This is a genomic window from Polynucleobacter sp. es-GGE-1 (assembly GCF_018882005.1).
Classification (GTDB): Bacteria; Pseudomonadota; Gammaproteobacteria; order Burkholderiales; family Burkholderiaceae; genus Polynucleobacter.
In genome coordinates this window covers 1-6442 of record NZ_JACVPE010000010.1, presented here as the reverse complement: position 1 = coordinate 6442, position 6442 = coordinate 1, and the positions used below count along the sequence as shown (strand labels likewise).

The following is a 6442-nucleotide window of genomic DNA, read 5'->3' as shown; positions in this document are numbered from 1 at the left end:
CCCCCCCCCGCTACTTTTAGGTCCCGATCGCTTTTAAATAGAGGTTAGATGAGGTTTGCGTAAGATAGCGGCGAAACTAATCAGCGTCATCAGCACAGTCAGCTTCATTTAGACAGCACCCCTTCTATTGTTTTATAATCATTAGTTCGGCGAATTAGCTCAGCTGGTTAGAGCGACGGAATCATAATCCGCAGGTCCGGGGTTCAAATCCCTGATTCGCCACCAAATCTACAGGCCATTGCCCACCGGCAGTGGCTTTTTTCTTAGGCTAGCTAGAATTCATATATGGCTAAATTTTGGAACTTTGTCTTTTTTCAAGCTGGTTGGTTTGCTTGTGTATTGGGTGCAGCTAATCAGCAGGTGCTATGGCCGGTAATTGGTACTTTGGCCTATATAGCGTTTCATGCATGGCGCTCTCCATCCCCTAGAGCCGAATTGAACCTCCTATTAAAAGCCCTCTTCTTTGGAATTTGTACTGACTCCCTCATCATGTATTTAGGCTACTTGGATTTCCGAGATGATTGGCCTTCTCCCTTTCTATCCCCTTTATGGATGTGGACTCTTTGGGTGTTAGTGGCCACTACCGTAAACGGTTCCTTATCTTGGTTGCGGGGTAGGCCCATCTGGGCAGCCACATTGGGTGCTATTTCTGGCCCCCTTTCCTATGAGGCTGGCATTCGATTAGGGGCTGGAGGATGGGGTCCCGGAGGTCAAATCACGGGTTTTATCCTGGTTGGCGTCGTATGGGCGATTGCAATGCCTCTCTTTTTCTATTGGGGCCGCACCCCAATCGAGCAGGGACTAGTAAAAAATCTGTAAATTCCCTTGAAAAGTCGCTTGCAAATACTACTGTTTTTATATACAGTAAATCCTAAGTTGTTAAACAGTAGATGAAACTTCGGGAAAAAGCCCAATACAAAGTGAAAAAGGAATAAAAAATGGCCTTGGATGACAAAAGAAAATCAGCTTCCTCAGAATTTGAGGGGATGAGTGGAGATAAGCAAAAGGCGTTAACAGCAGCCTTAGCGCAAATTGAGAAACAATTTGGCAAAGGCTCGATCATGAGATTGGGCGATGCTGAAATTAGCCAAGATATTCAAGTGGTATCGAGTGGCTCACTTGGCTTGGATATTGCCTTGGGAGTTGGCGGTCTAGCACGTGGTCGTGTGATTGAAATCTACGGTCCAGAATCATCCGGTAAAACAACCTTAACTTTGCATGCGATTGCAGAAATGCAAAAGCTTGGTGGTACTTGCGCATTTATCGACGCTGAACATGCTTTAGATGTTCAGTACGCATCCCGCTTAGGTGTGGATGTGAATAATTTATTGATTTCTCAACCAGATACTGGTGAGCAAGCTTTAGAAATCGCAGATGCTCTAGTGCGCTCCGGCTCAATCGATTTGATCGTCATTGACTCCGTTGCAGCTTTGGTTCCTAAGGCTGAGATTGAAGGCGATATGGGCGACTCATTGCCCGGCTTGCAAGCTCGCTTGATGAGTCAAGCATTACGTAAATTGACTGGCGCTATCAAGCGCACTAACACCACCGTGATCTTTATTAACCAAATTCGCATGAAGATTGGTGTGATGTTTGGTTCCCCAGAGACTACTACTGGTGGTAATGCACTGAAGTTCTACGCTTCTATGCGCTTAGATATTCGCCGTATTGGTAGCATTAAGAAGGGTGACGAAGTCGTTGGTAATGAAACCCGCGTGAAGGTTGTGAAGAACAAAGTTTCTCCTCCATTCCGCGAAGCCATTTTTGACATCATGTACGGTGCCGGTATTTCAAGAGAAGGTGAAATCATTGATATGGGTGTTGAAGCTGATATCGTTGAAAAGTCTGGCTCTTGGTATAGCTATAACGGCGATCGTATTGGTCAGGGTAAAGACAATGTGCGCGATTTCTTGAAAGAGAATCCAGCGATTGCTAAAGATATCGAAGCAAAAATTCGCGAGAAACTAGGCGTCAAATCTGGTTCTGCAGTAGTGACCGATGTCCTCAGCGAGGAAGAGGAAGTCGAATAACTGCGTTGAATCATTCGATGTCAGAATTAGCTAATAAAAAACCTAAACAAAGCCCGAGTCTCAAAGCTCGGGCTTTGCGTCTTTTATCGCTCCGAGAATATAGTCGCAAAAATTTAGCCGCCAAGTTGGCCGAATCAGAGGCTAGATGGGCAAGGTTGGGCGCTGAGCAACTTGAGCAAACCTCGCAAGCTACCACTCTTAGTATTGAGGCTGTTTTGGATGATTTTGAGACTCGTGGTTGGTTATCCGACGAGCGATTTGCGGAAGCCTTGGTGCGAAGGCGTAGTGAGCGATATGGGACTCGAAAAATTGCTGATGAGCTAGAGAGGGCGGGGGTGGATTCGGAGCAATCAGCCAAGCTCCTTGGAGTTTTAAAGGAGACTGAATTTCAGCGGGCATATGAACTTTGGGCAAGAAAATACGGGGAAAAAGCCCAAGATCAGAAAGAGCGCGCAAGGCAATATCGGTTTTTGGCGTCTAAGGGTTTTAGTTCAGATGTGGTGGCCAGAATAATTGGCGGTCAAAGCCCTGATTAGGGCAATTACGGATCAAAAATTGCCATTTGCGGCATTGCAACATGATAGACTTATGAAGTCGGTCAAGCCGTTCGCATTTATTCAAATTTGGCTAATTTAGCTATTTCTCGAGTAAGTATGGGATCAAGGCAATATCGGTTTTACTAATCCTCATCGCTTGCTACAAAAGATACCGTTTCGGAGTAATTATGAAAATTCACGAGTACCAGGGCAAAGAACTTCTGCGCCAATTTAATGTGCCTGTTCCAAATGGCATTCCTGCATTTAGTGTAGATGAAGCTATGAAGGCTGCTGAAAAGCTCGGCGGCCCAGTATGGGTTGTGAAGGCTCAAATTCATGCTGGTGGTCGTGGTAAAGGCGGTGGTGTGAAGTTGGCAAGAAGTATGGATGACGTAAAGAAGTACGCATCCGAAATTTTGGGTATGCAACTCAAGACTCACCAGACCGGCCCAGAAGGTCAAAAAGTCAATCGTCTTTTAATTGAAGACGGTGCAGATATCAAAAAAGAGTATTACTTCAGTATCGTTACAGACCGCGCGACACAAAAAAATGTGATCATGGCTTCTAGCGAAGGCGGCATGGATATTGAGGAAGTCGCTGCATCTCATCCAGAAAAAATTATCAAAGTATTTGTTGATCCATTGATTGGAATGACAGATGCTGACTGCGATATCGTCGCAAAAGGTATCGGTGTTCCTGAAGCCTCTATTCCGATGGCTCGGGATGTATTCAAAAACTTGTACAAGACCTATTGGGATACCGATGCTTCATTGGTTGAAATCAACCCATTGATTCTTGAAGGTAATGGCAAGATCAAGGCTTTGGACGCTAAGTTCAACTTTGACCCAAACGCATTATTCCGTCATCCAGAAATCGTTGCTTACCGCGATATCGATGAAGAAGATGCTGCTGAGATTGAAGCTTCTAAATTTGATCTGGCTTACATCTCCTTAGATGGCAATATTGGCTGTCTCGTAAACGGCGCTGGTTTAGCAATGGCAACCATGGATACGATTAAGTTATTCGGTGGCGAGCCTGCAAACTTCTTAGACGTTGGCGGGGGTGCTACTGCAGAAAAAGTGACCGAAGCATTCAAGATCATGCTCAAGAATAAGAGTGTTGAAGCCATTTTGGTCAACATCTTCGGCGGGATTATGCGTTGCGATGTGATCGCTGACGGTGTTGTTACTGCTTGTAAGGCAGTAAACCTCACAGTTCCTTTGGTAGTGCGCATGAAGGGCACTAATGAAGAGTTAGGCAAGAAAATTCTTGTGGACTCTGGTTTGCCAATCATTAGCGCCGACTCAATGGCTGAAGCCGCTACTAAGGTAGTTGCGGCTGTTGCCAAAAACAAATAATCCAGGAATTTCAATATGTCTATTTTGATCAATAAAAACACCAAAGTCATTACACAAGGTATTACTGGTAAGACCGGTCAGTTCCATACTGAAAAATGTCAGGAATACGCAAACGGTAAAAACTGTTTCGTTGCTGGCGTAAATCCTAAAAAGGCTGGCGAGTCTATTTTTAATATTCCAATTTATGCGACTGTTAAAGAGGCTGCGGCTCAAACTGGTGCAACTACTTCTGTCATTTATGTTCCACCTCCAGGCGCAGCCGCTGCAATCTGGGAAGCAGTTGAAGCTGACCTCGATTTCGTGATCTGTATTACAGAAGGTATTCCAGTACGCGACATGCTGGAAGTGCGAAACAAGATGAAAGCTAAAGAAGCTAAGGGCGGCAAGAAAACTTTGTTACTTGGCCCTAACTGCCCAGGAATTATTACTCCTGATGAAATCAAGATCGGTATCATGCCAGGCCATATTCACAAGAAAGGTCGTATTGGTGTTGTGAGCCGCTCTGGAACTTTGACATACGAAGCGGTTGGTCAATTGACTGCAATTGGCTTAGGTCAATCTACTGCAGTAGGTATTGGTGGTGACCCGATTAATGGTTTGAAGCACATCGATGTGATGCGCATGTTTAATGAAGATCCAGATACAGACGCTGTCATCATGATTGGTGAAATCGGTGGGCCTGATGAGGCTGAGGCAGCACGCTGGTGTAAAGATAATATGAAGAAGCCAATAGTTGGCTTTATTGCAGGCGTTACTGCCCCTCCAGGTAAGCGGATGGGTCATGCAGGCGCGTTGATTTCTGGGGGCGCAGATACAGCTGACGCTAAGCTTGCTGTGATGGAAGAGTGTGGTTTCAAGGTGACAAAGAACCCATCGGAAATGGCTGCATTGTTAAAAGCTATGTTGTAATGAGCAGTCAAAAAAGGATGCTGAATATTCAGTATCCTTTTTCGTAGTAATCAGTAATTAAAAAGAAGTTAAAACATAAAAACGTAGGAGACATCATGGATTTTTCGGCATTTTCTGACGCTACTTTTTGGGCGGCACTCTTATCAATTATTGTTGCGAATATTTTGTTATCGGGTGATAACGCAGTAGTGATTGCTTTAGCATCACGTAACCTGCCGCCAGCCCAGCAAAAGAAAGCCATTTTTTGGGGTAGTGCAGCAGCGATTATTTTGCGTGTAGTACTAACCATTACTGCAGTGGCCTTACTAACCTTGCCTTATCTAAAAATCGTCGGCGGTTTATTGCTGTTGTATATCGGAATTCAGTTATTGTCTGATAGCGGCGGGGAAGAGCATATGGAGGCTAAGACAAGTATTTGGGCGGCCATACGTACAATCTTGATTGCAGACTTAGTCATGAGTTTGGATAACGTTTTAGCTGTAGCCGCGGCTGCACAAAAGGGTCCAGAAGAAACTCGTTTATTGCTTCTGATTATTGGACTTGGAATGTCTATCCCATTAATCATTTTTGGCAGCGCTATGTTGTTAAAGGTGATGGAGCGTTTCCCAATCATTATTACTTTGGGTGCTGGTTTATTAGGCCTTCTAGCTGGTGGTATGTTGGTTGATGATCCAGCTATTAAAGATAGTATCCAAGAGGCATTAGGTGATGCAAAGCTCGCCTTTGAGGTGATTGGTGTCGCAATTGTTATTTTGGTTGGAACCTATTTAAAGAGAAAGAATGCTCACAAAGAAGCGTAAATTTCTTTCCAGGTAATCAGAAAAGCCGGCCTTGAAAGCCGGCTTTTTTACTTCTTAGCCTCATTGAGTTCAAGAGGTATAGACTGGATGATGAGGTATTTCACCTCAGGAGCTAGAAGATATGCAAAGTAAAAATCAGGACAAGCAGGGACAACAAGAGACTCATCAAGAGTCTGGCTTTACGCTGATAGAAGTCATGGTGGTAGTGGCGATCATTGGAATTTTGGTTGCAGTGGCAGTGCCTCAGTATCAGGACTACATTGCTCGTAGCCGAGTTATTGAAGGCATGAATCTTTCCTCCAGCGCAAAGCTTGCCGTCACAGAAGCATTTGCTAGTCGTGGAACTGTGCCTATGGATGAAGCCACAAGCGGATCTTTCACCTTTACGCCAACACGAAGCGTTAAATTGATTGAAGTTACCCCATCAGGGGCAATTGCGATTGATTACCAAATTAGTGTGGCGCCTGAAGGTAAAAACACATTGCACCTTGTTCCCACCAATGAGCCAGATACAAACTCACCTAAGCCAATTGATTTGTCAAAACCTGAGGGCTCAACTTGGGCTGGAGGTTGGTCATGCAGATCGACTGAGACCAATCTAATTTCTCAGTTACTACCTTCTGAGTGCAGAATTAGTAAATAAAGATTTCTTCTGTAACTATTGATGGGTAAGCCACCTTCTGAACTGACCCCCAGTAGTTGGACAGTTTAGTTAGGTTAGCACGAGGGATTGAGTTCGGTATTGCACCGGGCTCAATCCCTTTAGTTTTTGCTTGATTCGATCATGGTTGTAGTAGTGGATATATTCC

General features: G+C 44.6%; 8 protein-coding genes and 1 tRNA gene. 8 read left to right on the top strand and 1 reads right to left on the bottom strand.

Annotation, left to right across the window (positions count from 1 at the left end; translation table 11 throughout):
* Window positions 1–148 precede the first annotated feature (148 nt).
* From ICN35_RS08860 to ICN35_RS08825, 8 genes are all read left to right on the top strand, one after another.
* Window positions 149–225: transfer RNA gene (locus ICN35_RS08860), tRNA-Met, on the top strand.
* Between the two features lie 60 nt (window positions 226–285).
* Entirely contained in the window at window positions 286–819 is a 534-nt protein-coding gene (locus ICN35_RS08855; protein ID WP_216126808.1) for a DUF2878 domain-containing protein, read from the top strand.
* Window positions 820–938: 119 nt separating this feature from the next.
* Window positions 939–2030: a recombinase RecA gene (gene recA / locus ICN35_RS08850; protein WP_215295804.1), complete on the top strand. Its 1092-nt coding sequence runs from the start codon at window positions 939–941 to the stop codon at window positions 2028–2030.
* A gap of 17 nt (window positions 2031–2047) precedes the next feature.
* The gene (gene recX, locus ICN35_RS08845) at window positions 2048–2566 is read left to right on the top strand and encodes a recombination regulator RecX (protein ID WP_216126806.1); all 519 of its coding nucleotides are present in this window, start codon (window positions 2048–2050) and stop codon (window positions 2564–2566) included.
* Between the two features lie 188 nt (window positions 2567–2754).
* Window positions 2755–3924: an ADP-forming succinate--CoA ligase subunit beta gene (sucC, locus tag ICN35_RS08840; RefSeq protein WP_215295802.1), complete on the top strand. Its 1170-nt coding sequence runs from the start codon at window positions 2755–2757 to the stop codon at window positions 3922–3924.
* A 15-nt stretch (window positions 3925–3939) separates the two neighbouring features.
* Complete coding sequence (sucD, locus tag ICN35_RS08835; protein WP_216126802.1) at window positions 3940–4833, top strand: succinate--CoA ligase subunit alpha; 894 nt, start codon at window positions 3940–3942, stop codon at window positions 4831–4833.
* A 95-nt stretch (window positions 4834–4928) separates the two neighbouring features.
* Window positions 4929–5633: a TerC family protein gene (locus ICN35_RS08830; protein WP_216126800.1), complete on the top strand. Its 705-nt coding sequence runs from the start codon at window positions 4929–4931 to the stop codon at window positions 5631–5633.
* Window positions 5634–5754: 121 nt separating this feature from the next.
* Window positions 5755–6276 carry a pilin gene (locus tag ICN35_RS08825; RefSeq protein ID WP_216126799.1) on the top strand — a complete coding sequence of 174 codons (522 nt, stop codon included), beginning with the start codon at window positions 5755–5757 and terminating at the stop codon, window positions 6274–6276.
* A gap of 69 nt (window positions 6277–6345) precedes the next feature.
* Here ICN35_RS08825 and ICN35_RS08820 read toward each other — a convergent pair.
* The coding region (locus ICN35_RS08820; protein WP_216123889.1) for an IS3 family transposase at window positions 6346–6442 on the bottom strand (97 nt) is incomplete at its 5' end.

What these genes read in the sequence shown, in the direction of transcription:
- recA (WP_215295804.1), top strand. Translation starts at nt 939, where the DNA reads ATGGCCTTGGATGACAAAAGAAAATCAGCTTCCTCAGAATTTGAGGGG.
- ICN35_RS08855 (WP_216126808.1), top strand. Translation starts at nt 286, where the DNA reads ATGGCTAAATTTTGGAACTTTGTCTTTTTTCAAGCTGGTTGGTTTGCT.
- sucD (WP_216126802.1), top strand. Translation starts at nt 3,940, where the DNA reads ATGTCTATTTTGATCAATAAAAACACCAAAGTCATTACACAAGGTATT.
- ICN35_RS08825 (WP_216126799.1), top strand. Translation starts at nt 5,755, where the DNA reads ATGCAAAGTAAAAATCAGGACAAGCAGGGACAACAAGAGACTCATCAA.
- recX (WP_216126806.1), top strand. Translation starts at nt 2,048, where the DNA reads ATGTCAGAATTAGCTAATAAAAAACCTAAACAAAGCCCGAGTCTCAAA.
- sucC (WP_215295802.1), top strand. Translation starts at nt 2,755, where the DNA reads ATGAAAATTCACGAGTACCAGGGCAAAGAACTTCTGCGCCAATTTAAT.
- ICN35_RS08830 (WP_216126800.1), top strand. Translation starts at nt 4,929, where the DNA reads ATGGATTTTTCGGCATTTTCTGACGCTACTTTTTGGGCGGCACTCTTA.